Raw genomic sequence first — 25,823 nt, 5'->3', positions numbered from 1 at the left:
CTACGCATCTCGCCGGCGCTGCAGCCCCTGCCAGACGGCCAGGATGACGGCCAGCAGCGCCGCGGCCGGCGCCACCCAGGCCTCCGGCGCCGACATCGCCCACAGCGTGGCCCCGGTCGCCACGCACCAGAGCACCGGCAGGATCATCAGGACCCAGCGCCCCGGCCCGGCCAGGGCCAGCAGCAGGCCGAGCGTGCCGATCGCGGTCGGGTCCGGCGCGACGCCGAAGATCTCCGCCTGGCGCCAGGACCGGCCCAGCAGCAGGCCGATCGCCGGCCAGACCAGCAGCGCGAGCAGGAAGATGCCCATTCCGGCCCGGCCGGCAGCGTCGGGAAGCGACGGCACGGACAGCCGGCCGCCGATCGCCCCGGCCCAGACCAGCAGCGCCGCCTGCGCCAGGAAGCCCCCGGCGAGCCAGGAGGCGGCCCAGTTGATGGTGGCGTAGCGGTCGAGGTGGAAGGCGATGGCCACCCAGGCCCAGCACACGGCCAGGATCGCGGCGACGGCCGGTCCGGCGACCGCGCCGCCGCGCCGCAACAGGAGCAGCATCAGCAGGCCGGCCAGGACGGCCGCCGCCTGCGCCGGCCAGACCGCTTCGTTGTACAGCTCGAACAGCCGGTGATAGGTGCGGGGCGAGAACAGCAGGAAGTCGGAGAGTCGATAGCTCCACCACTCCGACATCACATCGCCTCGACATCGGCGGCCATCCGCCGGCGCATCGCCGCATCCGGCATCGGGCCGCGGGCGACGCCGAGATTCTCCCGCACGTGGTCGACGCGAGTGGTGGCCGGGATGGCGCAGGTGACGGCCGGGTGCGAGACCACGAATTTCAGCAGGATCTGGGCCCAGCTGCCGCAGCCCACCTCGCCGGCCCAACCCGGCAGCGTCTCGCCCGCCATATCGTCGACCAGCGCGCCCTGGCGGAACGGCCGGTTGACGATGACGGCGATCCCCCGCTCCTGCGCCAGCGGCAGGATCCGCTCCTCCACCTCGCGGTCGAGAATGTTGTAGGTGACCTGGACGAAATCGATCGGCCGGCTGCGCATCACCTGCTCGATCTCGCCATGCCGCCGCCCCTCCGAGGTGGTGATGCCGACATAACGGAGCCGGCCCTCCGCCTTCATGGCGAACAGCGTGTCGAGATGCGTCTCCCAGGCCAGCAGGTTGTGGACCTGCAGCAGGTCGAAGCGCGGCACGCCCCAGAGCCGGCGCGATTCCTCGACCTGCGCCGGCCCGTCGCCGGAGGTCCAGACCTTGTCGGCCGCGAACAGCCCAGCGGGCCGTCCCAGCCTGGCAAGGCCGGAACCGATCACCGGCTGGGACGAGCCGTACATCGGCGAGGAATCGATCAGCCGGCCGCCTTCGGCGAAGAAGGCGCGCATCACCTCGGCGCAGTCGTCGCGCGCCTCGGGGTCATCGCCGACATTGAAGGTGATCCAGCTGCCGAGCCCGACCACCGGCAGGGCCTCGCCGGTCGAGGGAATCGGCCGGGTGGCCGGCGCCTCCTGCGCCGTCGCGGCCGGCAGCAGCGGCGCGGCGCCGGTGGCGGCCAGGGCACCCAGCAGGGTCCGTCGGCTGAGGGTCGGGGACCACGGCATCGCCTGCCTCCGTCTGCGGTGTCGCCCCATGAAGATGGGATCGCCGGGCGGCTGCGCCACTATCTGCTTTCGGTTCCGGCCAGGTTGGGACAGCATTCCCGTTTCGTGCCGGGGCAGCCGGCGGATCATCGACAGGGGGATGGGATGAGGAGCCGACGGAACAAGGCCGGATCGATCGGCGGGGCGCTGGCCGCCGGCCTGCTCGCCGCGCTGCTGGCGGCGCCGCCGGCCGCGGCCCAGGAGACGCCGGCCCCGGTGCTCAACGCCGGCAACAGGCTGCTGCAGTTCGATTGGCCGGCCATAAAGATCGGCACCGGCGAATACGAGGAGGGCCCGACCGGCGTCACCGTGTTCCATTTCGACCGGCGGTCGCTGGCGGCCGTGGATGTCCGCGGCGGCGGGCCCGGCACGGTCAACACCGACTACCTCCGCCTCGGCTACGACGCGCCGGAGCTGGATACCGTGGTGTTCGCCGGCGGCTCCTGGTACGGGCTGGAGGCCACCACCGCCGTCGCCTCGGCGCTGAAGGAGGACGGGATTCGCGGCGGCCATTGGGACAACATCGCCCTGTCGGTCGGCGCCATCATCTACGATCTCGGCGGCCGCCGGCTGAACGAGCTGGTGCCCGACAAACGTCTGGCCCAGGCCGCCTTCCGCGCCGCGAAGCCGGGCGTGTTCCCGCTGGGCGCCCAGGGCGCCGGGCGGCTGGCGGTCACCGGATCGCTGTTCGGCTGCAACGCCTATTCCGGCCAGGGCGGCGCCTTCCGCCAGATCGGCCCGGTCAAGGTCGCCGCCTTCGTCGTGGTCAACGCGCTGGGCGTGGTGACGACGCGGGACGGCAAGGTCGCCGCCTGCTACGGCGACGAGGGCTGGCCGAAGGACCTGACCACCGCGGCGCTGCTGGCGGGCTACCCGGCCAGCCGCAAGCCGGGCTGGACCGGCGCGCCGAACGCCGACGCCCCGGCCCGCAACACCACGGTCAGCCTGGTCGTCACCAACCAGAAGCTGAAGCCGGCGGAGCTGCAGCGCCTGGCGATCCAGGTACACAGCTCGATGGGCCGGGCGCTGCAGCCCTTCGCCACCGAGTTCGACGGCGACGTGCTCTACGCCGTCTCGACCGGCGAGCTGGAGGACGAGGCGGCGATGCTGCCGACGGTCGATCTCGGCGTGATCGGCGGCGAGGCGATGTGGGACGCGATCCTGGCCTCGGTGCCCGACCAGCCGAAGCCGGCGACGCCCGCCGCCAAGCCGGTGCTGCCGGCGGACAAGCTGGCGGCGCTGGCCGGCGACTACGTCTTCAGCCCCTTCGTCACGGTCAAGGTGACGGCCGAGGGCGACGCGCTATACGCCCAGGCGACCGGCGCCCGCGCCGCCTTCGCCATCGGCAGGGAGGAGCGGACCGAGCTGAAACCGGTCTCGGCCACCGACTTCATGGTGCCGGGCCGCTATCCCCTGACTCTGCGCTTCGACGGCTCCGGCCGGCTGGTTCTGAACCCCGGGCACTGGGAGCAGGCCGGGACGCGGCAGGGCGACTGAGGGCTACTCGTCCCGCCACTCGCTGAACCTCGCGGCCTGGCCGCGCAGCACGCCGGCCTCGTCGATCAGCTGCCAGACGGTGGCGCGCTCGATCCAGAAGCGGCGGCCGGATTTGGCGATGCGCAGGCCGCGATAGTCGCCGATGAAGCCGTCGCGGGTGACGGCATCCAAAAGGCGCTGGCGTTCGGCCCGGTCCGGCGCTTCGGCGGAGAGGCGGGAGGGCAGCGTGACGAACTCGTCCCAGCCATATTCGAACCGGGCCTGGGCCGCCTTGTTGGCATAGACGAAGCGGGGGTCGGCGTCGGTGTTGTGTGCCAGCACGCAGAACGGCGCCGACTCGTACAGCCAGCGGACCTGGGCGGCATCGTCGCGACCCGCCTCCTCCGGCAGCAGCGGCGTGCCGACCAGACGGGCATGGCTGCCCGCCAGGAGGCGCAGGAAATCGGGATCGTGGGCGAGGCTCATCAGGGGGCTCCGGACGCGCCGGGACGGTCGCGCGCATGGTGCTAGGTCAGACATAAAGCCAAGCAGGGCAAGCCGGCTGCGGCACGGTGTCCGAGCATGGCTGGGCTGCCGCAGCGGCGGGCCAGGCGACGCGGCGTTTCCGGTCAGGATAGGACCCTGGTCCGTTTCACCGGAGGAACCGCCCCATGATGCTGCCGCCGATCGTCTCCCGCGCCGCCGCCTTCGCCGTCGCCGGCCTGCTGCTTCTCGCCCAGCCCACCGCCGCGGCCGAGATGCAGGTCGTCAGCTCCGGCGGCTTTGCCCCCGCCTACCGCGCGCTGGCGCCGGAGTACGAGCGCGCCAGCGGCGACACCCTGAAGATCCAGTGGGGTCCGTCGATGGGCGACACGCCCAACGCCGTGCCGGCCCGGCTGGCTCGCGGCGAGAAGCTGGATGTCGTGATCATGGTCGGCACCGCCCTGGACGACCTGATCAAGCAGGGCAAGGTGCTGCCCGACAGCAAGGTCGTGCTCGCCCGCTCCAGCATCGGCGTCGCGGTCAAGGCCGGCGCGCCGAAGCCGGACATCGGCACGGCCGAGGCGGTGAAGCAGGCCCTGCTGGCCGCCAAGTCGATCGCCTATTCCGACAGCGCCAGCGGCGTCTACATCTCCACGCAGATGTTCCAGCGCCTGGGCATCGCCGAGCAGATGGCAGGCAAGGCCCGCAAGATCCCGGCCACCCCGGTCGGGGAGATCGTGGCCAAGGGCGAGGCCGAGCTGGGCTTCCAGCAGATCGCCGAGCTGAAGGCGGTCGAGGGCATCGACCTGGTCGGGCCGCTGCCGCCCGAGCTGCAGCAGGTGACGCTGTATTCCGGCGGCATCGTCGCCGGATCGCATGACCCGGCAGCGGCCAGGAAGCTGCTCGACTTCCTGGCCTCTCCCGCCGCCGCCCCGGCCATCGCCGCCACCGGGCTGGAGCCGACCGCGACGGGCAAGTAAGCAGGCTTCACCATATCGTCATTGCGAGCGCAGCGAAGCAATCCATGCAGCCGCTCGCGCGGGGCGATGGATTGCTTCGTCGGCTTCGCCTCCTCGCAATGACGGCGAGGGATGGGCGTTCTGAAACGGTCTCGCCAAGCGAGACAGGCAGCGTAAGCGGTCGCTCTCACGGCGACATTTGTCGCTCCCTTCGCGACATCGAATGTTGATATAAAGATATCTTTATGTCATTACATACGGCCCCGATCCGGAACCACCGGCCGTTTGCCATGACCACGCCCACCCTCGACATCCCCCTGGAGCCGGTCGACGGCACCGAGGTTCTGGCCGCCCTGACCGCGGCGGCGCGCGAGCGCGTGCTGATCCTGGATGGCGCCATGGGCACCCAGATCCAGGGGCTGGGCTTCGGCGAGGAGCATTTCCGCGGCACCCATTTCGCCGGCTGCGACTGCCACCTGCAGGGCAACAACGACCTGCTGACCCTGACCCAGCCGGACGCGATCGAGGCGATCCATTTCGGCTATGCCGTCGCCGGCGCCGACATCCTCGAGACCAACACCTTCTCCTCCACCTCGATCGCCCAGGCCGATTACGGCATGGAGAAGGTGGTCTATGACCTGAACGTCCACGGCGCGCGGCTGGCCCGCCGGGCCGCGGCCAAGGCCCGGGCGATGGACGGCCGCCGCCGCTTCGTCGCCGGCGCGCTGGGGCCGACCAACCGCACCGCCTCGATCTCGCCGGACGTCAACAACCCCGGCTACCGGGCGGTCACCTTCGACCAGCTGCGCGACGCCTATGCCGAGCAGGTGCGCGGCCTGGTCGATGGCGGCGCCGAGATCATCCTGATCGAGACCATCTTCGACACGCTGAACGCCAAGGCGGCGATCTTCGGCACCGAGCTGGTCTTCGCCGAGAAGGGCATCCACCTGCCGGTGATGATCTCCGGCACCATCACCGACCTGTCGGGCCGCACCCTGTCGGGGCAGACCCCGACCGCGTTCTGGAACTCGGTGCGGCACGCCCGGCCCTTCACCATCGGCCTGAACTGCGCCCTGGGCGCCAACGCCATGCGGGCGCATCTGGCCGAGATCGCCGAGGCCGCCGACACCTTCGTCTGTGCCTATCCCAATGCCGGCCTGCCGAACGAGTTCGGCCAGTATGACGAGACGCCGGAGGCGATGGCCGCGCAGATCCGCGGCTTCGCCGAGGAAGGGCTGGTCAACATCGTCGGCGGCTGCTGCGGATCGACCCCCGACCACATCCGCGCCATCGCCGATGCCGTGGCCGACCTGCCGCCGCGCCAGCTGCCGACCATCGCGCCGCTGATGCGCCTGTCGGGGCTGGAGCCGTTCACGCTGTCCAGCGACATCCCGTTCGTCAATGTCGGCGAGCGCACCAACGTCACCGGCTCGGCCCGCTTCCGCAAGCTGATCACCGCCGGCGACTACGCCGCGGCGCTGGAGGTGGCGCGCGACCAGGTGGCCAATGGCGCGCAGATCATCGACATCAACATGGATGAGGGCCTGATCGATTCCGAGAAGGCCATGGTCGAGTTCCTGAACCTGATCGCGGCCGAGCCCGACATCGCCCGCGTGCCGGTGATGATCGACAGCTCGAAATTCTCGGTGATCGAGGCCGGGCTGAAATGCGTCCAGGGCAAGCCCCTGGTCAACTCGATCTCGATGAAGGAGGGCGAGGAGGCCTTCCTGCATCACGCCCGGCTGGTGCGGTCCTACGGCGCCGCGGTCGTGGTCATGGCCTTCGACGAGGCCGGCCAGGCCGACACGTTGCAGCGCAAGGTCGAGATCTGCGCCCGGGCCTACAAGCTGCTGACCGAAGAAGCCGGCTTCCCGCCCGAGGACATCGTCTTCGACCCCAATGTCTTCGCGGTCGCCACCGGCATCGAGGAGCACAACGGCTACGGCGTCGCCTTCATCGAGGCGACGCGGCAGATCCGCCAGACCCTGCCGCACGCCCATATCTCCGGCGGCGTCTCGAACCTGTCCTTCTCGTTCCGCGGCAACGAGCCGGTGCGCGAGGCGATGCACGCGGTGTTCCTGTACCACGCCATCCAGGCCGGCATGGACATGGGCATCGTCAATGCCGGGCAGCTCGCGGTCTATGAATCGATCGAGCCGGAGCTGCGCGAGGCCTGCGAGGACGTGGTCCTCAACCGCCGCGACGACGCCACCGAGCGCCTGCTGGCCCTGGCCGAGCGGTTCAAGGGCGGCGCCGGCCGCGAGGCCAAGGAGAAGGACCTGTCCTGGCGCGAGCAGCCGGTGGCCGAGCGGCTGAAGCACGCGCTGGTCAACGGCATCACCGAGTTCATCGACGCCGATGTCGAGGAGGCGCGGCTGCAGGCCGAGCGGCCGCTGCATGTGATCGAAGGCCCGCTGATGGCCGGCATGAACGTGGTCGGCGACCTGTTCGGCGCCGGCAAGATGTTCCTGCCCCAGGTGGTGAAGTCGGCCCGCGTGATGAAGCAGGCCGTGGCCCATCTGCTGCCCTTCATGGAGGCCGAGAAGGCCGCCAATGGCGGCGGCGAGCGGCGCAGCGCCGGCAAGATCCTGATGGCGACCGTCAAGGGCGACGTGCACGACATCGGCAAGAACATCGTCGGCGTCGTCCTGGCCTGCAACAATTACGAGATCATCGACCTCGGCGTCATGGTGCCGGCCACCAAGATCCTGGAGACGGCGAAGGCCGAGAAGGTCGACATCATCGGCCTGTCCGGGCTGATCACCCCGTCGCTGGACGAGATGGTGCATGTGGCGGCGGAGATGGAGCGCGACGGCTTCGACATCCCGCTCTTGATCGGCGGCGCCACCACCAGCCGGGTGCACACCGCGGTGAAGATCCATCCGCGCTACGCCCGCGGCCAGACCGTCTATGTCAACGACGCCAGCCGCGCCGTCGGCGTTGTCTCGAACCTGCTGTCGCCCGAGGCGAAGCGCGGCTATGTCGAGGGCGTGCGCGACGAGTACCGCAAGGTCGCCGACAGCCACGCCCGGGCGGAGGCTGAGAAGCAGCGCCTGCCGCTGGCCGCCGCCCGCGCCACGCCCTTCGCCATCGACTGGGCCGGCTACCAGCCGCCGAAGCCGTCCTTCCTGGGCACCCGGGTGTTCGAGGACTGGGACCTGGCGGAGCTGGCGCGCTACATCGACTGGACGCCGTTCTTCCAGACCTGGGAGCTGAAGGGCCGCTATCCGGCGATCCTGGAGGATGAGAAGCAGGGCGAGGCCGCGCGGCAGCTGTTCCACGACGCCCAGGCGATGCTGGCGAAGATCATCGCGGAGAAGTGGTTCCGGCCCAAGGCGGTGATCGGCTTCTGGCCGGCCGGCGCGGTCGGCGACGACATCCGGCTGTTCACCGGCGAGGACCGGGCGCAGGAGCTGGCGACCTTCTTCACCCTGCGGCAGCAGCTGTCCAAGCGCGACGGCCGGCCGCGGGTGGCGCTGTCCGACTTCGTCGCGCCGGCCGACAGCGGCAAGGCCGATTATGTCGGCGGCTTCGTCGTCACCGCCGGGATCGAGGAGGAGGCGATCGCCAACCGCTTCGCCCGGGCCAATGACGACTATTCCTCGATCCTGGTGAAGGCGCTGGCCGACCGCTTCGCCGAGGCCTTCGCCGAAGCCATGCACCAGCGCGTGCGCCGCGAGTTCTGGGGCTATGTGCCGGACGAGGGCTTCGCGCCGGACGAGCTGATCGGCGAGCCCTATCGCGGCATCCGCCCGGCCCCGGGTTATCCGGCCCAGCCGGACCACACCGAGAAGGTCACCCTGTTCCGGCTGCTCGACGCCGAGGCGCGGGTCGGCGTGCGCCTGACCGAGAGCTATGCCATGTGGCCGGGCTCATCGGTCTCCGGCCTCTATCTGGCGCACCCGGACTCCTACTATTTCGGCGTCGCCAAGGTGGAGCGCGACCAGGTCGAGGACTATGCGCGCCGCAAGGGCATGCCGATCCCCGAGGTCGAGCGCTGGCTGGGCCCGATCCTGAACTACACCCCCGCGCCGCTGGTCGAGGCGGCGGAGTAAGGGCGTGCGCCGGCGGAAGGGCCGGAGCCACCCCCTCACCCGAAATCGCTGACGCGATTTCGACCTCTCCCCAAGGAGAGGTATAGGGCCGCTGCTCCTATTCCCCTCTCCTTGGGGAGAGGGAGGGACCCATTCGCGTTGGCGAATGGGAGGGTGAGGGGACGGGCGCGGTCGATCCACCCTCCTGATACTCCGCCAGACGCTGCAGCAGGGCGCCCACCGCGATCAGCTGCGCCCGTTCCTCCGGCGTCAGGCAGGCCGCCACGGCCTCGGCCATCCAGGCCTCGCGCCGGCTGCGGTTCTCCAGCACCGCCTGCGCGCCGGCATCGGTGAGCACGACATGCAGCCGCCGCCGGTCGCCGGCATCGGCCTCGCGCCGCACCAGCCCGTCCGTCTCCAGCCCGCGCAGCAGCGCCGCGACATTGGACGAGCGCAGCCCCTCGACCGCGGCGAGCTCGGTCGGGCTGGCCGTGCCGCCGAGGCGCAGCAGCGCGGCCAGCAGCATCAGCTGCGACAGCGGGATGTCGCCGCCGTCGGATTCGCGCCGCAGCCGGCGCAGCAGCGCCATCAGCTGCAATCGGAAAGCGCCAAGCCGGTCGCGCTCGGTCTGGGTCATCTGGTCCGGGTCGATCATTTTGCTATTCTGTTATAGCTAAAACGCCATAGCCATTCGAGACGGCCGGGTCCAGGATCATGCCATGGACGGCGGGCGCCGTGCGCTTCCGCCGCGAAGAGCGAGGTCAATCCGTGTCCCTGCCCGACGGCCTGCCCCTGCCCCGCCGCAGATGGGCCTTCGCCACCGTGGTGCTCGGCATCATGCTCGCCGTGCTCGACGGCTCCGTCGCCAATGTGGCGCTGCCGACGATCGCCGCCGAGTTCCAGGCCAGCCCGTCGATGTCGATCTGGATCGTCAACGCCTACCAGCTGGCGGTGGTGGTCTCGCTGCTGCCGCTGGCGGGCTTGGGCGAGATCGTCGGCTACCGCCGGATCTATCTCGGCGGCCTGGCTCTGTTCACCGTCGCCTCGGTCGCCTGCGCCCTGTCGGATTCGCTGCTGACGCTGACCCTGTCCCGCGTCGCCCAGGGCTTCGGCGCCTCCGGGATCATGAGCGTCAACACGGCGCTGATCCGCTACATCTTCCCGCGCGCCCGGCTGGGCCATGTGCTGGGCATCAACGCCATGATCGCGGCCAGCGCCTCGACCATCGGCCCCAGCTTCGCCGGTGCCCTGCTGTCGATCTCGTCCTGGCCCTGGCTGTTCGCGATCAACCTGCCGCTGGGCGTCGCCGCCCTGATCATCGGCAGCCGCAACCTGCCGGAAAGCGACCTGGCCGACCGCCGCTTCGACCTGCTGAGCGCGCTCTTATCCGCCGCCACCTTCGGCCTGCTGATCACCGGCATCGACAGCATCGCCCATGGGCTGGACTGGGGGCTGGTGGCGCTGCAGTTCAGCGTGGGGCTCGCCGCCGCGGTGTGGCTGGTGCGCCGGCAGCTGGCCCAGGCGACGCCGCTGCTGCCGCTGGACCTGCTGCGCATCCCGGTGGTCGGGCTGTCGGTCGCCACCTCGATCAGCTCCTTCATGGCGCAGATGGCGGCCTTCGTGGCCCTGCCCTTCCTGCTGCAGACCGGCTACGGCTTTTCCCCGGCCCAGGTCGGCCTCTTGATGATCCCCTGGCCGCTGGCAGTGGCGGTGACCGCGCCCTTCGCCGGCCGCCTGTCCGACCGGCACCCGCCCGGCCTGCTGGGCGGCATCGGCCTCGCCCTCCTCGCCATCGGCCTGGTGCTGATGGCGACGCTGCCCGCGGATCCCTCCCCCTTCGGCATCGTCTGGCGCATGGCGCTGTGCGGCGTCGGCTTCGGCCTGTTCCAGTCGCCCAACAACCGGGTGATGATCGGGTCGGCCCCGCGCGCCCGCAGCGGCGCCGCCAGCGGCATGCTCGGCACCGCCCGCCTGCTGGGCCAGGCCACCGGCGCGGCGCTGGTGGCGCTGCTGTTCGCCCATTTCCCCGACCATGGCGCCCGGGCGGCGCTGCTGACCGCGGCCGGGCTGGCGACCGCCGCCACCGTGGTCAGCTGCCTGCGCCTGGCGACCCCGGCCTACACCGCCGACGACCCGGCGCCCGGCCCCGGAGGCGCGCGATCGACACGATAGACCCGTTGACATGCTCAGCATCACGCATCAAATGTGATGACTGATGCGTGATGCATGCGGGGATCTAATGCGTACCACCTTGGCCATCGACGATGACGTCCTGGCTGCCGCCAAGGGTCTTGCGGCGCAACAGCGGAAGACCCTTGGCGAAGTTATCTCCGATCTGGCTCGCAGGTCGCTGAGTCCCCGTGCCTCTGGCGGCAAGCATCGTAACGGGATTCCACTGCTGCCCGCCGCCGATAGCCCGGTACCGGTGACATTTGAGCTGGTGAAGCAGCTGCAGGACGACCTGCCGGAATGATCTTCCTGCTCGACGTCAATGTGCTGATCGCGTTGATTGATCCCGGCCACGTCCAGCACGACGCTGCGCATGACTGGTTTGTCGCCCGGGGCCGGCAAGCCTGGGCGACCTGCCCGCTCACCGAGAACGGCGTGCTGCGGATTGTGGGACACCCGCGCTATCCAAACTCTCCAGGATCACCCGCCGCCGTCATGCCGATCCTGATGGGCCTGTGTGCGTTGCCGGGCCACACATTCTGGCCCGACGACATCAGCCTGATGGATTCCGCCAGGATCGATCCCGGCCGCCTGCTGAGCTCCGGCCAGCTCACCGACACGTATCTCCTGGCTCTTGCCCTTGCCCATCACGGCCAGCTCGCCACCTTCGATCGCCGCTTGGTGACCGACGCCGTCCACGGCGGAAGCCAGGCTCTTCACCTGATTTCCTAAGCAGAACGCGCGGGAGCGTTGCGTCCGCCGCCCTTGCGCCGCGGGCGGGAATGGCGTTCTTTCTGGATCGGACGTTTCCGACGAGCGCCGTGGTTCTTTTCTGACAACCGCAGGCTGCCCCGACCGACCGAAAGTGACCCGAGCAGCGGACCCGACCCATGCCAGCCTATCGTTCCCGCACCACCACCCACGGCCGCAACATGGCCGGAGCCCGCGGGCTCTGGCGGGCGACCGGCATGACGGATGCGGATTTCGGCAAGCCGATCATCGCCGTCGTCAACTCCTTCACCCAGTTCGTGCCCGGCCATGTCCACCTCAAGGACCTCGGCCAGCTGGTGGCGCGGGAGATCGAGGCCGCGGGCGGCGTCGCCAAGGAGTTCAACACCATCGCCGTCGATGACGGCATCGCCATGGGCCATGACGGCATGCTGTACAGCCTGCCGTCGCGCGAGATCATCGCCGACAGCGTCGAGTACATGGTCAACGCGCATTGCGCCGACGGCATGGTCTGCATCTCGAACTGCGACAAGATCACGCCCGGCATGCTGATGGCCGCGATGCGGCTGAACATCCCGGTGGTGTTCGTGTCCGGCGGGCCGATGGAGGCCGGCAAGGTCAAGGTCGGCGGCGAGACCAAGGCGCTGGACCTGATCGATGCCATGGTCGCCGCGGCCGACAGCCGCAACAGCGACGACGAGGTCAAGGTGATCGAGCGGTCGGCCTGCCCGACCTGCGGCTCCTGCTCCGGCATGTTCACCGCCAATTCGATGAACTGCCTGACCGAGGCGCTGGGCCTGGCGCTGCCGGGCAACGGTTCGACCCTGGCCACCCATGCCGACCGCAAGCGCCTGTTCGTCGAGGCCGGGCACCTGATCGTCGACCTGGTGAAGCGTCATTACGAGCAGGACGACGAGTCGGTGCTGCCGCGCGCCATCGCCAGCTTCGCCGCCTTCGAGAACGCCATGACCCTCGATATCGCCATGGGCGGGTCGACCAACACCGTGCTGCACCTGCTGGCGGCGGCGCAGGAGGGCGGGGTCGACTTCACCATGGCCGATATCGACCGGCTGTCGCGCCGCGTGCCGGTGCTGTGCAAGGTCGCGCCCGCGGTGCCGAACGTGCATATGGAGGATGTCCACCGCGCCGGCGGCATCATGGCCATCCTGGGCGAGCTGGACCGCGCCGGCCTGTTGAACCGCGACACCCACGTGGTCCATGCCGAGAGCCTGTCGGCCGCGCTGGACCAGTGGGACATCAAGCGCACCGACAGCGAGGCCGTGCACCGCTTCTACGCCGCGGCGCCGGGCGGCATCCCGACCCAGGTCGCGTTCAGCCAGGATGCGCGCTACCCCAGCGTCGACGCCGACCGCAAGCGCGGCACCATCCGCGACCTGGAGCACGCCTTCAGCCCCGACGGCGGCTTAGCGGTGCTGTACGGCAACATCGCCGAGGATGGCTGCGTGGTGAAGACCGCGGGCGTCGACGCCAGCATCCTGACCTTCTCCGGCCCCGCCCGGATCTTCGAGAGCCAGGACGCAGCGGTCGAGGGCATCCTGGGCGACCACATCAAGCCCGGCGACGTGGTGCTGATCCGCTACGAGGGCCCGAAGGGCGGCCCCGGCATGCAGGAGATGCTGTACCCGACCAGCTATCTGAAGTCGAAGAGCCTGGGCAAGGTCTGCGCCCTGGTCACCGACGGCCGCTTCTCCGGCGGCTCCTCCGGCCTGTCGATCGGCCATGTCTCGCCCGAAGCGGCCGAGGGCGGCGCCATCGCCCTGGTGCAGGAGGGCGACACCATCGAGATCGACATCCCGCACCGCAAGATCCACCTCGCCGTGTCGGACGAGGAGCTGGCGCATCGCCGGGCGGCGATGAACGCCCGCGCCGATGGCGGCTGGCAGCCCTCGGCGCCGCGGGCGCGGAAAGTCTCGATGGCGCTGCAGGCCTATGCCGCCCTGACCACCAGCGCCGCCCGCGGCGCCGTGCGCGACGTCAGCCAGCTGAAGCCGCGGAAAGGCTGAGGTCCGGGTCGGCGGAATGGCGTTGTCCGTCGGGAAAATCGCTTGAGACGATGAGCTCCGATTGCCTCTCCCGCCTGGCGGGAGAGGCAACACCAGAAAACATCTCCTCACTCTCAAGCGATTGCTCTGCGTTTTCCCGCCCGCGGCCTTTACCTGCGGGCCGATCCGTCCTACATCCCGCCTTTCGCGTTTACGGGCCGCCGCGCGGCCCGTAATTTTGTGACCGAATGGAATTGGAGAGGAGCGCACGGCATGCGCGCCGAGACCGAAGCCAAGGCCCAAGAGATCAAGCAGTCGCTCGCGCTGCTGAGGAGGTCTCTTTGACTGGGATAACGCACTCCGACGACTGGACGAGCTGAACACCCTCGCCGAGGACCCCAAGCTCTGGGACAGCCCCGAGAAGGCGCAGGCGCTGCTGCGCGAGCGCACCCATCTCGATGACGCCATCGGTGCCTACAAGGCGCTGGCGGGCGACTTCGAGGATGCGCTCGGCCTGATCGAGCTGGCCGAGGCCGAGGACGATGCCGGAGTTTTGGCCGACGCCGAGGCCGAGCTGGGCAAAGTGGCCGAGCGGGTGGCCAAGCGCCAGCTGGAAAGCCTGCTGTCGGGCGAGGCCGACGGCAATGACTGCTATCTCGAGGTCAATGCCGGCGCCGGCGGCACCGAGGCCCAGGATTGGGGCCAGATGCTGCTGCGCATGTATGTGCGCTGGGCCGAGCAGCACGGCTTCAAGGTCGAGTGGCTGGAAGAGAGCTCGGGCGAAGAGGCCGGGATCAAGTCCGCCACGGTGCTGATCAAGGGTCACAACGCCTATGGCTGGCTGAAGACCGAATCGGGCGTGCACCGCCTGGTGCGGATCAGCCCGTTCGACAGCGCGGCGCGGCGGCACACCAGCTTCTCCTCGGTCGCGGTGTCGCCGGTGGTCGATGACACGATCGAGATCACGATCCTGGACAAGGATCTGAAGGTCGATACCTACCGGGCCTCCGGCGCCGGCGGCCAGCACGTCAACAAGACGGATTCGGCGATCCGCATCACCCATATCCCGACCGGCGTCATCGTCGCCTGCCAGAACGACCGGTCGCAGCATCGCAACCGGGCCATGGCGATGGACATGCTGCGCGCCCGCCTCTACGAGCGCGAGCTGAAGATCCGCGAGGCCCAGGCCGACGCGCTGAACGCCGAGAAGACCGACATCGGCTGGGGCCACCAGATCCGCAGCTATGTGCTGCAGCCCTACCAGATGGTGAAGGACCTGCGCACGGGGGTGGAGACCAGCGCCTCCTCCGCCGTGCTGGACGGCGACATCGACCAGTTCCTGGAAGCCTCGCTCGCCGCGAAGCTGAAGGGACAGGGCGAGGACCTGCAGACCACATAAGCCTTCCCGGGGCAGCGCCGACCGCGCCGCCCCGGGCCAGACCGGAATGGACGAACAGGCCAGTATCGATGACCGACAGCATTCCGATCCTCGACGGCATCGCCGCGATCCGCGACCGCTACGATGCCTTCATCGTCGATCTGTGGGGCGTGGTGCATGACGGGGTCACGCCCTATCCCGGCGTGATTGACTGCCTGCAGCGGCTGCGTGCCGAGGGCAAGCAGGTGTGCCTGCTGTCGAACGCGCCGCGGCGGGTCGGGTCGGTGGTGCAGCGCCTGGCCCAGATCGGCGTGCCGGAGGATTGCTGGGACGCCATCCTGTCCTCGGGCGAGGCCGCGCATCTGGCGCTGGCCACGCGCGACGACGATTTCCACCAGGCGCTGGGCGAGCGCTTCCTGCATCTCGGCCCCGAGCGCGACGCCGATGTCTACGAGGCCGTCGACGACGTCGTCCGGGTCGACGGCCTGGACGATGCCGAGTTCGTGCTGAACACCGGCATCGACGATCCGGACGAGCGGGTCGAGGACCATGCCCCGCTGCTGGAGGCCGCGGCCGCCCGCAGGCTGCCGATGATCTGCGCCAACCCGGATATCGTGGTCATCGTCGGCGGCAAGATGCAGATCTGCGCCGGCGCCCTGGCCCAGCATTACGAGACGTTGGGCGGCGAGGTGTTCTATCACGGCAAGCCGCACCCGCCGGTCTATCGCCGCTGCTTCGAGCTGCTGGGCCGGCCCGACCCGGCGCGGGTGCTGGCGATCGGCGACAGCTTCCACACCGACATGGCCGGCGCGGCCGCGGCGGGCATCGACGGGCTGTTCGTGATCGGCGGCATCCATGGCGCCGAGCTGCGCGACGCGGCGTCCGGCCGGCCGGACGCGCACAAGCTGGCCGCCGCGGCCGAACGGCACGGGCTGCGGCCGGTGGCGGCCGTGGAACGGCTGAACTGGGACGGCCTGGCGTAGCACCCGCCGCCCGGCCGGAACGTTCCCTAGGCGCGGGCCCCGATGACGCCTTCCAGCGCCGCGGCCAGCAGGGCCGGCGGGGTCTGGACCGAGGCATGGACCGGGGGTTGCACCGGCGCAGGCCGGCGCGTCAGCTCACGGAAATAGCATAGCACGAACACCCGCAGGGCCCCGGTCAGGCCGCTGCCCTTGCGGGCGGCGTCGATGCGGGTGCAGATCTCGTTCAAGCCGATCTGCTCACGCGCGCAGATCTCCATCAGCCCGTCCCAGAACACGACTTCCATGCGGACGCTGGTGCGTCGGCCGGCAACCGTCACATTGCGGCAGATCGACAGCGGGTCCGCGTCGCGGGCAAGAGCTCCATTATGACCCATCGTCACCTTTCCGGGCCCGCTGCCCCAGACAAGGGGCCATGGGCGACATCAAATGCTCGGCATTATGTTGAATAATTACCGCTTCCGCGCAAAAAGGTGAACTGGGGATTACGCTTTTCCGTTCCGATACGTTGCGCTTAGTGTCGCGGCGTAGTCGCAACGTCAGCGCAGACCTCGAATTCCGCCTGCACCGTGGCGTGGCCGACGCCGAAGCGGTCGCGCAGCAGCCGGGTCACCGCACCGATCGCCTGGTCGGAATCGGCGCCCTCGCGCAGCCGGGCGTGCAGGGTGACGATCGGGCGGTCGGGGGTTAGGGTCCAGGCGTGGACGTGGTGGACGTCGATCACCTCGTGCACCTCGTCGAGGATCGCCGCGCTCAGCGCCGCCTCGTCGATCCCGCCGGGCGAGCCCTCGACCAGGACATGGCCGGATTCGCGCAGGATCGACCAGGCGCTGCGCAGCACCAGCAGCGACACCACGACCGACAGGATCGGGTCGACCGGCGTCCAGCCGGTCAGCAGGATGACGGCACCGGCGGCCAGCGCGCCGATCGAGCCCAGGAGGTCGCCCATCACATGCAGGGCCGCGCCGCGCAGGTTCAGGTTGCCGCGGTCGCCGCCCCGCAGCACCCGGAAGGCCACCAGGTTGGCGACCAGGCCGGCGGCGGCGATGCCGATCATCAGCCCGCCCTCGACCGGCGCCGGCGCGGCCAGCCGGCCCGCGGCCTCGACCACGATGGCGACCACGACGGCCAGCAGCACGATGCCGTTGGCGAAGGCGGCCAGCACCTGCACCCGGCCATAGCCGTAGGAGCGCCGGGCGTCGCGCGGCCGCCGCGCCATCCGCGCCGCCAGCCAGGCCAGGGCCAGCGCCGCGGCGTCGGTCAGCATGTGCCCGGCATCGGCCAGGAGCGCCAGGGAGTTGGCGATCCAGCCGCCCGCCGCCTCCAGCACCATGAAGCCGGCGGTGATCGCCAGCGCGGCCAGCAGCCGCCGCTCGCCATCCGCCCCCTCGGGCAGGCCGTGATGGTGCCCGTGGTGGTGGTCCTGCTGATGACCGGGGCCCGGCCCATGGTCATGCGCCGCGTGATCACGGCCGGAGCCGGCCTCGTGCGGATGGTCGTGCGGCATTGCGGCCTCCGGAGGATGCGAATCGCTCGCGCCACTCTACATCCGGCCCTGCGGCATGAAAAACCCGCCCGGAATGCCGGTTGCACACCCCCTACCGCTATGTTAGATGACGGCGCGCCGAGCGTAAGGGGTGGGCCTCGGACAGCCTTCTGTCGTGCGATAGAGCCCCCCGAACATTCGGCGGTCGTGGCCTCCTGCCACGATCGAACAAACGATCGAGGGACGATCGGTGGCAGCTACAGGGTCAGGACTTTCCGGCCTCGCATCCAGCTACGCGACGGCGCTCTACGCACTCGCCGATGAGGGCAAGACGCTCGACCAGACCGCGGATGACCTCCGCGGCCTGAAGACCGCCCTGGCCGAGAGCGAGGATCTCCGCCGCCTGGTCCGCAGCCCGCTGCTGTCGCGCGACGTGCAGGGCAAGGCGATGGCCGCGGTGCTGGAGAAGGCCGGCGTGTCCGACCTGGTCCGCCGCTTCATCGGCCTGGTGGCGCGCAACCGCCGCCTGTTCGCCCTGGACGCCATGATCGACGCCTTCCTGGCCGAGCTGGCCCGCCGCCGCGGCGAGGTCACCGCCGACGTCACCGCCGCCACGGCGCTGACCGACCGGCAGACCGAGGCGCTGGTCGACCAGCTCAAGAAGGCCATGGGCGCGAAGATCCAGGTCAATGTCAAAATCGATCCCGCTTTGCTCGGCGGGATGATCGTCAAAGTCGGCTCGCGCATGGTCGACAGCTCCCTGCGCACGAAACTGGCCAAGCTGCAGCTCGCGATGAAGGGGACCGTCTGATGGACATCCGTGCCGCCGAAATCTCTGCGATCATCAAGGACCAGATCGCCAATTTCGGGACCGAGGCCGACGTCGCCGAGGTCGGCCAGGTCCTGTCGGTCGGTGACGGTGTCGCCCGCGTCTACGGGCTGGACAACGTCCAGGCCGGCGAGATGGTCGAGTTCCCGGGCGGCATCAAGGGCATGGCGCTGAACCTCGAGACCGACAATGTCGGCATCGTGATCTTCGGCGAGGACCGCGACATCAAGGAAGGCGACACGGTCAAGCGCACCGGCGCCATCGTCGAGGTTCCGGTCGGCCGCGGCCTGCTGGGCCGCGTGGTCGACGCCCTGGGCAACCCGATCGACGGCAAGGGCCCGATCCAGGACGCGAAGATGAGCCGCGTCGAGGTCAAGGCCCCGGGCATCATCCCGCGCAAGTCGGTGCATGAGCCGATGCAGACCGGCCTGAAGTCGATCGACGCGCTGACCCCGGTCGGCCGCGGCCAGCGCGAGCTGATCATCGGCGACCGCCAGACCGGCAAGACCGCCGTCGCCATCGACACCATCCTGAACCAGCGCGAGATCAACAAGAGCGGCGACGAGAGCCAGAAGCTCTACTGCATCTACGTCGCGGTCGGGCAGAAGCGCTCGACGGTCGCCCAGATCGTCAAGACGCTCGAGGAATACGGCGCGCTGGAATACACCATCGTCGTCGCCGCGACCGCGTCCGAGCCGGCGCCGCTGCAGTTCCTGGCGCCCTACACCGGCGCCGCGATGGGCGAGTTCTTCCGCGACAACGGCATGCACGGCCTGATCATCTATGACGATCTGTCCAAGCAGGCCGTGGCCTACCGCCAGATGTCGCTGCTGCTGCGCCGCCCGCCGGGCCGCGAGGCGTATCCGGGCGACGTGTTCTACCTGCACAGCCGCCTGCTGGAGCGCGCGGCCAAGATGAACGACGAGCACGGCAACGGCTCGCTGACCGCCCTGCCGGTCATCGAGACCCAGGCCGGCGACGTGTCGGCCTACATCCCGACCAATGTGATCTCGATCACCGACGGCCAGATCTTCCTCGAGACCGGCCTGTTCTATAAGGGCGTCCGCCCGGCCATCAATGTCGGCCTGTCGGTCAGCCGCGTCGGCTCCGCCGCCCAGATCAAGGCGATGAAGCAGGTCGCCGGCCGCATCAAGCTCGAGCTCGCGCAGTACCGCGAGATGGAGGCCTTCGCCCAGTTCGCGTCGGACCTCGACGCCTCGACCCAGAAGCTGCTGGCCCGCGGCGCGCGCCTGACCGAGCTCCTGAAGCAGCCGCAGTTCAGCCCGCTCCCGGTCGAGGAGCAGGTGGCGTCGATCTTCGCCGGCGTCCGCGGCCATCTCGACAGCGTCCCGACCAACCGGGTGCAGGATTTCGAGAAGGGCCTGCTGGAGGCGCTGCGCGACGAGGGTGCCGCCATCCTCGAGGGGATCCGCAACGAGAAGCAGATCTCGCCGGCGAATGAGGAGAAGCTGACCAGCTTCATCGTCAACTACGCCAAGACCTTCGTCTGATCGGCGGTCGTTCCCACCACATCGATTGAAGGCGGGGCGCCATGCCGTCGTTGAAGGACCTCAAGAACCGGATCGCCAGCGTCAAGTCGACGCAGAAGATCACCGCGGCCATGAAGATGGTCGCGGCGTCGAAGCTGCGCCGCGCCCAGGAGCAGGCCGAGGCCGGCCGGCCCTATGCCGACCGGATGGAGCGGATGCTGACCGGCCTGGCCGCCGTCGCCAAGACGGCCGGCCAGGGCCCGAAGCTGATCGCCGGCACCGGCAAGACCGACGTGCACCTGCTGCTGGTCATCACCTCGGACCGCGGCCTGGCCGGCGCGTTCAACGCCACGGTGCTGCGTGAGACGCGCAAGCAGATCCGCGAGCTGCAGGGCCGCGGCAAGACGGTGAAGCTGTTCACCGTCGGCCGCAAGGGCCGCGACAACCTGCGCCGCGACTTCGCCAACCTGATCGTCGAGAGCGTCGTCGACATCGGCCGGCCGAAGCTGGGCTTCGCCGATGCCAACGGCATCGCCGACCGGATCCTGGCGATGTTCGACGCCGGTGACTTCGACGTCTGCTCGGTCGTCTACAACAAGTTCAAGTCGGCCATCTCCCAGATCATCACGGTGCAGCAGCTGGTGCCGGTGGCGCTGCCGGCCGTGGCCGAGGACACCGCCTCGAACATCGTCTACGAGTTCGAGCCGAGCGAGGAGCAGATCCTGGCGGAGCTGCTGCCGCGCAACCTGGCGATCCAGATCTACAAGGCGCTGCTCGAATCCGCGGCCTCCGAGCAGGGCGCGCGCATGACCGCGATGGACAATGCGACGCGCAACGCGGGCGACATGATCAAGCGGCTGACGCTGGTCTACAACCGGACCCGCCAGGCCTACATCACCAAGGAGCTGATCGAGATCATCTCGGGCGCCGAAGCCGTCTAAGGCCCCAGCTTGATCCACCGATCGCTTGAAGACAGTTCGAGGAGCGTGAGCACCATGGTCGAGACCCAGACCGGAAGCAATGTTATCGGCCGCATCAGCCAGGTTCTGGGCGCCGTGGTGGACGTCCAGTTCGATGGCGAGCTGCCCGCCATTCTGAACGCCCTGACCACCGAGATCGGCGATCGCAAGCTGGTGCTCGAGGTGGCGCAGCATCTCGGCGAGAACACCGTGCGCTGCATCGCCATGGACTCGACCGACGGCCTGGTCCGCGGCAACAAGGTGCATGACAGCGGCAACGCCATCTCGGTGCCGGTCGGCCCGGAGACGCTGGGCCGGATCATGAACGTGATCGGCGAGCCGATCGACGAGCGCGGCCCGATCAACGCCAAGCAGTATTCGCCGATCCACCGCGCCGCGCCGGAGTTCATCGACCAGGCGACCGAGGCGGAGATGCTGGTCACCGGCATCAAGGTCGTCGACCTGATCAGCCCCTACGCCAAGGGCGGCAAGATCGGCCTGTTCGGCGGCGCCGGCGTCGGCAAGACCGTGACCATCCAGGAGCTGATCAACAACATCGCCAAGGCGCATGGCGGCGTGTCGGTCTTCGCCGGCGTGGGTGAGCGGACCCGCGAGGGCAACGACCTGTATCACGAGATGATCGAGTCCGAGGTCATCAAGCTCGACGGCGAGTCCAAGGTGGCGCTGGTCTACGGCCAGATGAACGAGCCGCCGGGCGCCCGCGCCCGCGTCGGCCTGTCGGGCCTGACCGTGGCCGAGTACTTCCGCGACGTCGAAGGCCAGGACGTGCTGTTCTTCGTCGACAACATCTTCCGCTTCACCCAGGCGGGCGCCGAGGTGTCGGCGCTGCTGGGCCGCATCCCGTCGGCGGTGGGCTATCAGCCGACCCTGTCGACCGACATGGGCGCGCTGCAGGAGCGCATCACCTCGACCAACAAGGGCTCGATCACCTCGGTGCAGGCCATCTACGTGCCCGCCGACGATCTGACCGACCCGGCGCCGGCGACCTCGTTCTCGCATCTCGACGCGACGACGGTGCTGAGCCGCGCGATCTCCGAGCTGGGCATCTACCCGGCGGTGGACCCGCTCGACTCGACCTCGCGCATCCTCGACCCGCGTGTGGTCGGCCAGGAGCATTACGAGGTGGCCCGCGCCGTGCAGCGCACGCTGCAGGAATACAAGGCGCTGCAGGACATCATCGCCATCCTGGGCATGGACGAGCTGACCGAGGAGCAGAAGCTGACCGTGGCCCGCGCCCGGAAGATCCAGCGCTTCTTCAGCCAGCCCTTCCACGTCGCCGAGGTGTTCACCGGCACGCCGGGCGAGCTGGTCCCGGTCGAGGAGACGGTCCGCGGCTTCAAGGGCATCGTCAACGGCGACTACGACCACCTGCCGGAGGCTGCCTTCTACATGGTCGGCACCATCGACCAGGCCATCGCCAAGGCGAAGAAGCTCGCCGAAGCCGCCTGATCCGACTCCTGCAGCATCGTAGCCGGGGACATCCATGGCCGAGAAATTCGCCTTCGAACTGGTCTCGCCCGAGAAGCTGCTCGTGGCGCAGCAGGTCGAGATGGTGGTCGTCCCCGGTGGCGACGGCTATTTCGGCGTGCTGAAGGGGCACATGTCGATGCTGTCGACCGTCCAGCCGGGCGTGATCGACGTCTATGAGCAGCGCAGCGCCGTCTCCAGCCGCCTGTTCGTCACCGGCGGCTTCGCCGAGGTGACGCCGGAGCGCTGCACGGTGCTGGCCGAGGAGGTGGTGCCGGTGGCCACGCTGGACCGCGCCAAGGTCGAGCAGGAGCTGCGCGACGCCGAGGAGGACGTGGCCGACGCCAAGACCCCCGGCGACAAGGCGGTGGCCGAGCGCGCGCTGAAGCTGGCCCAGGCCAAGCTGACCGCCGTCACCCGCGGCGCGCCGGCCGGCCACGCCTGACCGGCCTGCCGGATCGTTGAGTTGGAAAGGGCCCCTCGCGGGGCCCTTTTTCATGGCCGGGAGCGGCAACGGCCTCCGCACCGCCCGCGGCTCGAACCCCTTGCCGTCATTGCGAGGAGGCGAAGCCGACGAAGCAATCCAGGGGCCGGTGCGCACCGGCCCCTGGATTGCTTCGCTGCGCTCGCAATGACGGTATTGGGTATTCTGAAAATATCCGCACGCGGGAGAGGCAATCAACAAGGCCCAATGCGTGTGCGGATGAGATCTGTGAATCCGGTCGGCCATGACGAAGGGGATCGAGAGTCGATCCCAAAGGCCGCTGGTATAAGCTGCCCGCACCCGATTCCCGCGGCAAGAGAGCAGGCTGATGTCCAGTCTCACACGCTTCTCCGTTCTCCCCCTGTCCCGCATGACCCGGCGGCTGGCGGATGTCGCCTCCGGCCGCGCCGCGCCCGACCTGGTGATCCGCGACGTCCGGGTGCTGTCGACCTATTCCGAGCGCATCCTGCCGGGCCGCGAGGTCTGGGTGGCCGGCGGGCGCATCGCCGCGGTGAAGCCGGCGGGATCCTGCCGCGACGGATCGGCCCGCATCCATGACGGGAAGGGCGCCATCCTCGCGCCCGGCCTGGTCGACCCGCATATCCACATCGAATCCAGCATGGTCACCGCCTGCGCCTATGCCGAGGCGGCGCTGCTGAACGGCACCACCACGATCTTCTGCGACAGCCATGAGATCGGCAACGTCATGGACGTGGCCGGGGTCGAGGCGATGCTGGAGGATGCCCGGGCCGCGCCGCTGTCGATCTTCCTGACCGTGCCCAGCACCGTGCCGGCGACCTCGCCGCAACTCGAGACCGCCGGCGGCGACCTGACCGCCGAGAAGATCGCCGGCCTGTTCGACCGCTGGCCCGAGGCGGTGGCGCTGGGCGAGAAGATGGACTTCGTCCCGGTGACGATGGGCGACGAGCGCAGCCACGCCATCCTGGCCGCGGCGCTGGAGCGCGGCCGCCCGGTCTCCGGCCATGTCTATGGCCGGGAGTTCGTGGCCGCCTATGCCGCCGCCGGCGTCACCGACACGCATGAGGCGATCGACCGCGACATCGCCGACGACCTGCTGGAGGCCGGCATCTGGCTGTTCCTGCGCGGCGGCCCGCCGACCACGCCCTGGCACAGCCTGCCCGAGGCGATCAGGACGATCACGGAGCTGGGCGCCTCGCACAAGCGCATCGCCGTCTGCACCGACGACCGCGACGCCGAGGACCTGCTGCATTTCGGCCTGGACTGGGTGGTGCGCGAGGCGATGCGCGCCGGGATGTCGCCGGAGCAGGCCTGGTCGATGGGGTCGCTGCACGGCGCCACCCGCTTCGGCCAGGATGGCGAGATCGGCGGCTTCGGCGGCGGCCGCCGGGCCGACCTGGTGCTGCTGGATGACGGCCACAAGCCGGTCAGCACCTGGTATGGCGGCGAGCTGGTGGTCGAGGACCGCCGGATCACCCCGGTGCTGGACCAAGCGCTGTCCGCCCGCTGGCGCTATCCCGAGGCGGCGTACCACACCGTGCGGCTGCCGGCGGCGGTCAGGCTGACGCCCGACCTGCCGGCCGGGCCCGTCACCGCCCATGCGATCCGCACCGTCCTGCCGGGCATCCTGCTCGGCCATGTCACGGTGGAGCTGGAGCCGGCGCAGGACTGGCAGGCGCATTTCGACCGGCACGGCCTGTGCTTCGTCACGGTGGTGGAGCGGCACGGCAAATCGGCCGGCAATGTGGCGCACGGCCTGCTGTCCGGCTTCACCCTGAAGGCGGGCGCCGTCGCCTCCTCGGTCGGGCATGACAGCCACAACATCATCATCGCCGGCACCAACGAGGCCGACATGCAGGTGGCGCTGCAGGCGGTCGCGGCGGCGCAGGGCGGCGTCTGCGTCGTGCGCGACGGCCGGGTGACGGCGATGGTGCCGCTGCCGATCGCCGGCCTCCTCTCCGACAAGCGCGTGACCGAGGTGGCGGAGGAGGTGAAGGCGCTGAAGGCCGAATGGGAGAAGGCGGGCTGCAGCATCCCCTATATGGGCTTCAACCTGATCCCGCTGTCGGTGATCCCGGAGATCCGCATCACCGACAAGGGGCTGGTGCTGGTGCCGGAGATGGAGATCGTGCCGCTGTTCGAGCCGGCGGCGGCTGCGGCTGCCTGAGAGGGGCAACGCCCTCCGAGAGGCCTGAGATGACGGTGGGGGCCATGCGGTGCGCCGAGCCCCCAAAGTGTTGCCTCTCCCGCTTGCGAGAGCTTTTCAGGATCCCAAACCCCGCTCTTCTCCAGTCCCCCTCCCTCTACCCCCTCCCGCAAGGCTAGGATATCTACAGATCTTCAGGGTGCAGTTTCCTTTGCCTCTCCCGCTTGCGGGAGAGGTCGGACATCCGCAGGATGTCCGGGTGAGGGAAGGGGCTCGGACCAAGCAGGCGCGCAGGCTTCGCCGGGACAGCACACTAGCGGAGGGACTGCTGTGGCGCCATCTGCGCGACCACGGGCTCGCCGGAGCCAAATTCCGACGCCAGCACCCGGTTGGTCCCTATGTCGCGGATCTGTGCTGCCTTGAGGCGATGCTGATCGTCGAGGTGGACGGGAGTCAGCATGGACCGGCGCGCGATGCGCAGAGAAACGCCGCCCTGGAGGCCGAAGGCTTCATGGTCCTGCGCTTCTGGAACAACGATGTCCTACAGAGTCTCGAAGGTGTGCTCTTGCGGATAGAAGAGGCCCTCACCCGGAACCGCTGACGCGGTTCCGACCTCTCCCGCAAGCGGGAGAGGCAATCTGTTCGCATTCTCGCCGTCCAGGCCCGCCCACAGATGTGTAGATGCCCTGGTCCCGCAAGGGGAGGGGGGACTCATTCTGCTCCTGGCCAAGATCGTTGTGAGCCTCCGAGGCGATCCAACCCCTCATGCCCCGGCCTCCGGGCCCAGCGCCTCGAGCAGCAGGCGGGTCGGCACCAGCCGCGCCGGCTCGCCCGGGGCGAACCAGACGATGGCGTTCTGGCCGAATTCCTCGGCCAGGGCGACCAGATCGGCCACCGGCAGGCCGAGCACCAGCAGCCCCTGCTCCGGCGGCCAGGCGCCGTCCTGGCCCGCGCCGGTGTGCGGCACCGCATCGGCGCCGCGCCCGCGCACCGCCGCGGCCAGGCGCTGCCGCGCCGCCGGAGCAGGGGCTGCTGGTGCTCGGCCTGCCGGTGGCCGATCTGGTCGCCCTGGCCGAGGAATTCGGCCAGAACGCCATCGTCTGGTTCGCCCCGG

The 25,823-nt window shown here is 69.5% G+C and carries 23 protein-coding genes; 16 read left to right on the top strand and 7 right to left on the bottom strand.

The annotated features are described in order from the left end of the window. Window positions 1-681 (bottom strand): DUF6064 family protein, encoded by a 681-nt coding sequence (locus BWR60_RS24585; RefSeq protein WP_088153907.1) that lies wholly within the window; start codon window positions 679-681, stop codon window positions 1-3. Continuing rightward, on the bottom strand, window positions 681-1,598 hold the full coding sequence (locus BWR60_RS24580) for an aldo/keto reductase (RefSeq protein ID WP_088153905.1): 918 nt from the start codon (window positions 1,596-1,598) through the stop codon (window positions 681-683). The genes BWR60_RS24585 and BWR60_RS24580 overlap by 1 nt, the downstream gene beginning before the upstream one ends. Before the next feature lie 144 nt (window positions 1,599-1,742). Between BWR60_RS24580 and BWR60_RS24575 the strand changes: the two genes are divergently transcribed. Then, window positions 1,743-3,134 carry a P1 family peptidase gene (locus tag BWR60_RS24575; protein WP_088153903.1) on the top strand — a complete coding sequence of 464 codons (1,392 nt, stop codon included), beginning with the start codon at window positions 1,743-1,745 and terminating at the stop codon, window positions 3,132-3,134. Window positions 3,135-3,137: 3 nt separating this feature from the next. Here the strand turns inward: BWR60_RS24575 and BWR60_RS24570 are convergent, their stop codons facing one another. Next, window positions 3,138-3,599, bottom strand: a complete 462-nt coding sequence (locus tag BWR60_RS24570; RefSeq protein WP_088153900.1) for an MEKHLA domain-containing protein — start codon at window positions 3,597-3,599, stop codon at window positions 3,138-3,140. Between the two features lie 185 nt (window positions 3,600-3,784). On the opposite strand from BWR60_RS24570, the gene BWR60_RS24565 reads away from it, so the two are divergent. Continuing rightward, window positions 3,785-4,576: a substrate-binding domain-containing protein gene (locus BWR60_RS24565; RefSeq protein ID WP_088153898.1), complete on the top strand. Its 792-nt coding sequence runs from the start codon at window positions 3,785-3,787 to the stop codon at window positions 4,574-4,576. Between the two features lie 269 nt (window positions 4,577-4,845). Continuing rightward, on the top strand, window positions 4,846-8,610 hold the full coding sequence (metH, locus tag BWR60_RS24560) for a methionine synthase (protein WP_088153896.1): 3,765 nt from the start codon (window positions 4,846-4,848) through the stop codon (window positions 8,608-8,610). Window positions 8,611-8,707: 97 nt separating this feature from the next. Here the strand turns inward: metH and BWR60_RS24555 are convergent, their stop codons facing one another. Further along, on the bottom strand, window positions 8,708-9,244 hold the full coding sequence (locus BWR60_RS24555) for a MarR family winged helix-turn-helix transcriptional regulator (RefSeq protein ID WP_218823656.1): 537 nt from the start codon (window positions 9,242-9,244) through the stop codon (window positions 8,708-8,710). Window positions 9,245-9,357: 113 nt separating this feature from the next. On the opposite strand from BWR60_RS24555, the gene BWR60_RS24550 reads away from it, so the two are divergent. From BWR60_RS24550 to BWR60_RS24525, 6 genes are all read left to right on the top strand, one after another. Next, entirely contained in the window at window positions 9,358-10,761 is a 1,404-nt protein-coding gene (locus BWR60_RS24550; RefSeq protein ID WP_230983168.1) for an MFS transporter, read from the top strand. 79 nt (window positions 10,762-10,840) lie between these two features. Further along, window positions 10,841-11,062: a hypothetical protein gene (locus tag BWR60_RS24545; RefSeq protein ID WP_218823655.1), complete on the top strand. Its 222-nt coding sequence runs from the start codon at window positions 10,841-10,843 to the stop codon at window positions 11,060-11,062. After that, window positions 11,059-11,490 carry a TA system VapC family ribonuclease toxin gene (locus BWR60_RS24540; protein WP_088153890.1) on the top strand — a complete coding sequence of 144 codons (432 nt, stop codon included), beginning with the start codon at window positions 11,059-11,061 and terminating at the stop codon, window positions 11,488-11,490. The genes BWR60_RS24545 and BWR60_RS24540 overlap by 4 nt, the downstream gene beginning before the upstream one ends. Window positions 11,491-11,648: 158 nt before the next feature. Further along, entirely contained in the window at window positions 11,649-13,511 is a 1,863-nt protein-coding gene (gene ilvD, locus BWR60_RS24535) for a dihydroxy-acid dehydratase (protein WP_088153889.1), read from the top strand. 252 nt (window positions 13,512-13,763) lie between these two features. Continuing rightward, window positions 13,764-14,889 (top strand): peptide chain release factor 2 gene (gene prfB, locus BWR60_RS24530; protein WP_144445739.1). Its coding sequence is split into 2 segments (ribosomal slippage): window positions 13,764-13,832 and window positions 13,834-14,889, totalling 1,125 coding nucleotides; the frame shifts between segments, so codons are not numbered across the junction. A 68-nt stretch (window positions 14,890-14,957) separates the two neighbouring features. Next, complete coding sequence (locus BWR60_RS24525; RefSeq protein WP_088153887.1) at window positions 14,958-15,851, top strand: TIGR01459 family HAD-type hydrolase; 894 nt, start codon at window positions 14,958-14,960, stop codon at window positions 15,849-15,851. Between the two features lie 26 nt (window positions 15,852-15,877). Here BWR60_RS24525 and BWR60_RS24520 read toward each other — a convergent pair whose 3' ends face one another. Then, on the bottom strand, window positions 15,878-16,225 hold the full coding sequence (locus BWR60_RS24520; RefSeq protein ID WP_088153885.1) for a ribbon-helix-helix domain-containing protein: 348 nt from the start codon (window positions 16,223-16,225) through the stop codon (window positions 15,878-15,880). Window positions 16,226-16,362: 137 nt separating this feature from the next. Then, window positions 16,363-17,355 (bottom strand): cation diffusion facilitator family transporter, encoded by a 993-nt coding sequence (locus BWR60_RS24515; protein ID WP_088153882.1) that lies wholly within the window; start codon window positions 17,353-17,355, stop codon window positions 16,363-16,365. A 229-nt stretch (window positions 17,356-17,584) separates the two neighbouring features. On the opposite strand from BWR60_RS24515, the gene BWR60_RS24510 reads away from it, so the two are divergent. The 7 genes from BWR60_RS24510 to BWR60_RS24480 all read left to right on the top strand — a co-directional run bounded on the left by BWR60_RS24510 (window position 17,585) and on the right by BWR60_RS24480 (window position 25,310). Next, the gene (locus tag BWR60_RS24510; protein WP_088153881.1) at window positions 17,585-18,145 is read left to right on the top strand and encodes a F0F1 ATP synthase subunit delta; all 561 of its coding nucleotides are present in this window, start codon (window positions 17,585-17,587) and stop codon (window positions 18,143-18,145) included. Next, on the top strand, window positions 18,145-19,674 hold the full coding sequence (atpA, locus tag BWR60_RS24505; RefSeq protein WP_088153879.1) for a F0F1 ATP synthase subunit alpha: 1,530 nt from the start codon (window positions 18,145-18,147) through the stop codon (window positions 19,672-19,674). The genes BWR60_RS24510 and atpA overlap by 1 nt, the downstream gene beginning before the upstream one ends. A gap of 41 nt (window positions 19,675-19,715) precedes the next feature. Continuing rightward, window positions 19,716-20,594: a F0F1 ATP synthase subunit gamma gene (locus BWR60_RS24500; RefSeq protein WP_088153877.1), complete on the top strand. Its 879-nt coding sequence runs from the start codon at window positions 19,716-19,718 to the stop codon at window positions 20,592-20,594. Between the two features lie 54 nt (window positions 20,595-20,648). After that, window positions 20,649-22,082 (top strand): F0F1 ATP synthase subunit beta, encoded by a 1,434-nt coding sequence (gene atpD, locus BWR60_RS24495; protein ID WP_088153875.1) that lies wholly within the window; start codon window positions 20,649-20,651, stop codon window positions 22,080-22,082. Window positions 22,083-22,116: 34 nt separating this feature from the next. Then, the gene (locus BWR60_RS24490) at window positions 22,117-22,545 is read left to right on the top strand and encodes a F0F1 ATP synthase subunit epsilon (RefSeq protein ID WP_088153873.1); all 429 of its coding nucleotides are present in this window, start codon (window positions 22,117-22,119) and stop codon (window positions 22,543-22,545) included. 367 nt (window positions 22,546-22,912) lie between these two features. After that, window positions 22,913-24,730: an adenine deaminase gene (locus tag BWR60_RS24485; RefSeq protein ID WP_088153871.1), complete on the top strand. Its 1,818-nt coding sequence runs from the start codon at window positions 22,913-22,915 to the stop codon at window positions 24,728-24,730. A 238-nt stretch (window positions 24,731-24,968) separates the two neighbouring features. Further along, complete coding sequence (locus tag BWR60_RS24480) at window positions 24,969-25,310, top strand: endonuclease domain-containing protein (RefSeq protein ID WP_088153869.1); 342 nt, start codon at window positions 24,969-24,971, stop codon at window positions 25,308-25,310. A gap of 162 nt (window positions 25,311-25,472) precedes the next feature. Here the strand turns inward: BWR60_RS24480 and BWR60_RS38310 are convergent, their stop codons facing one another. Then, window positions 25,473-25,790 (bottom strand): DUF3293 domain-containing protein, encoded by a 318-nt coding sequence (locus tag BWR60_RS38310; protein WP_088153867.1) that lies wholly within the window; start codon window positions 25,788-25,790, stop codon window positions 25,473-25,475. Window positions 25,791-25,823 lie beyond the last annotated feature (33 nt).

This window comes from Inquilinus limosus (assembly GCF_002195995.1).
GTDB classification, from domain to species: domain Bacteria; phylum Pseudomonadota; class Alphaproteobacteria; order DSM-16000; family Inquilinaceae; genus Inquilinus; species Inquilinus limosus_C.
This window is presented reverse-complemented; position numbering and strand designations above follow the sequence as displayed.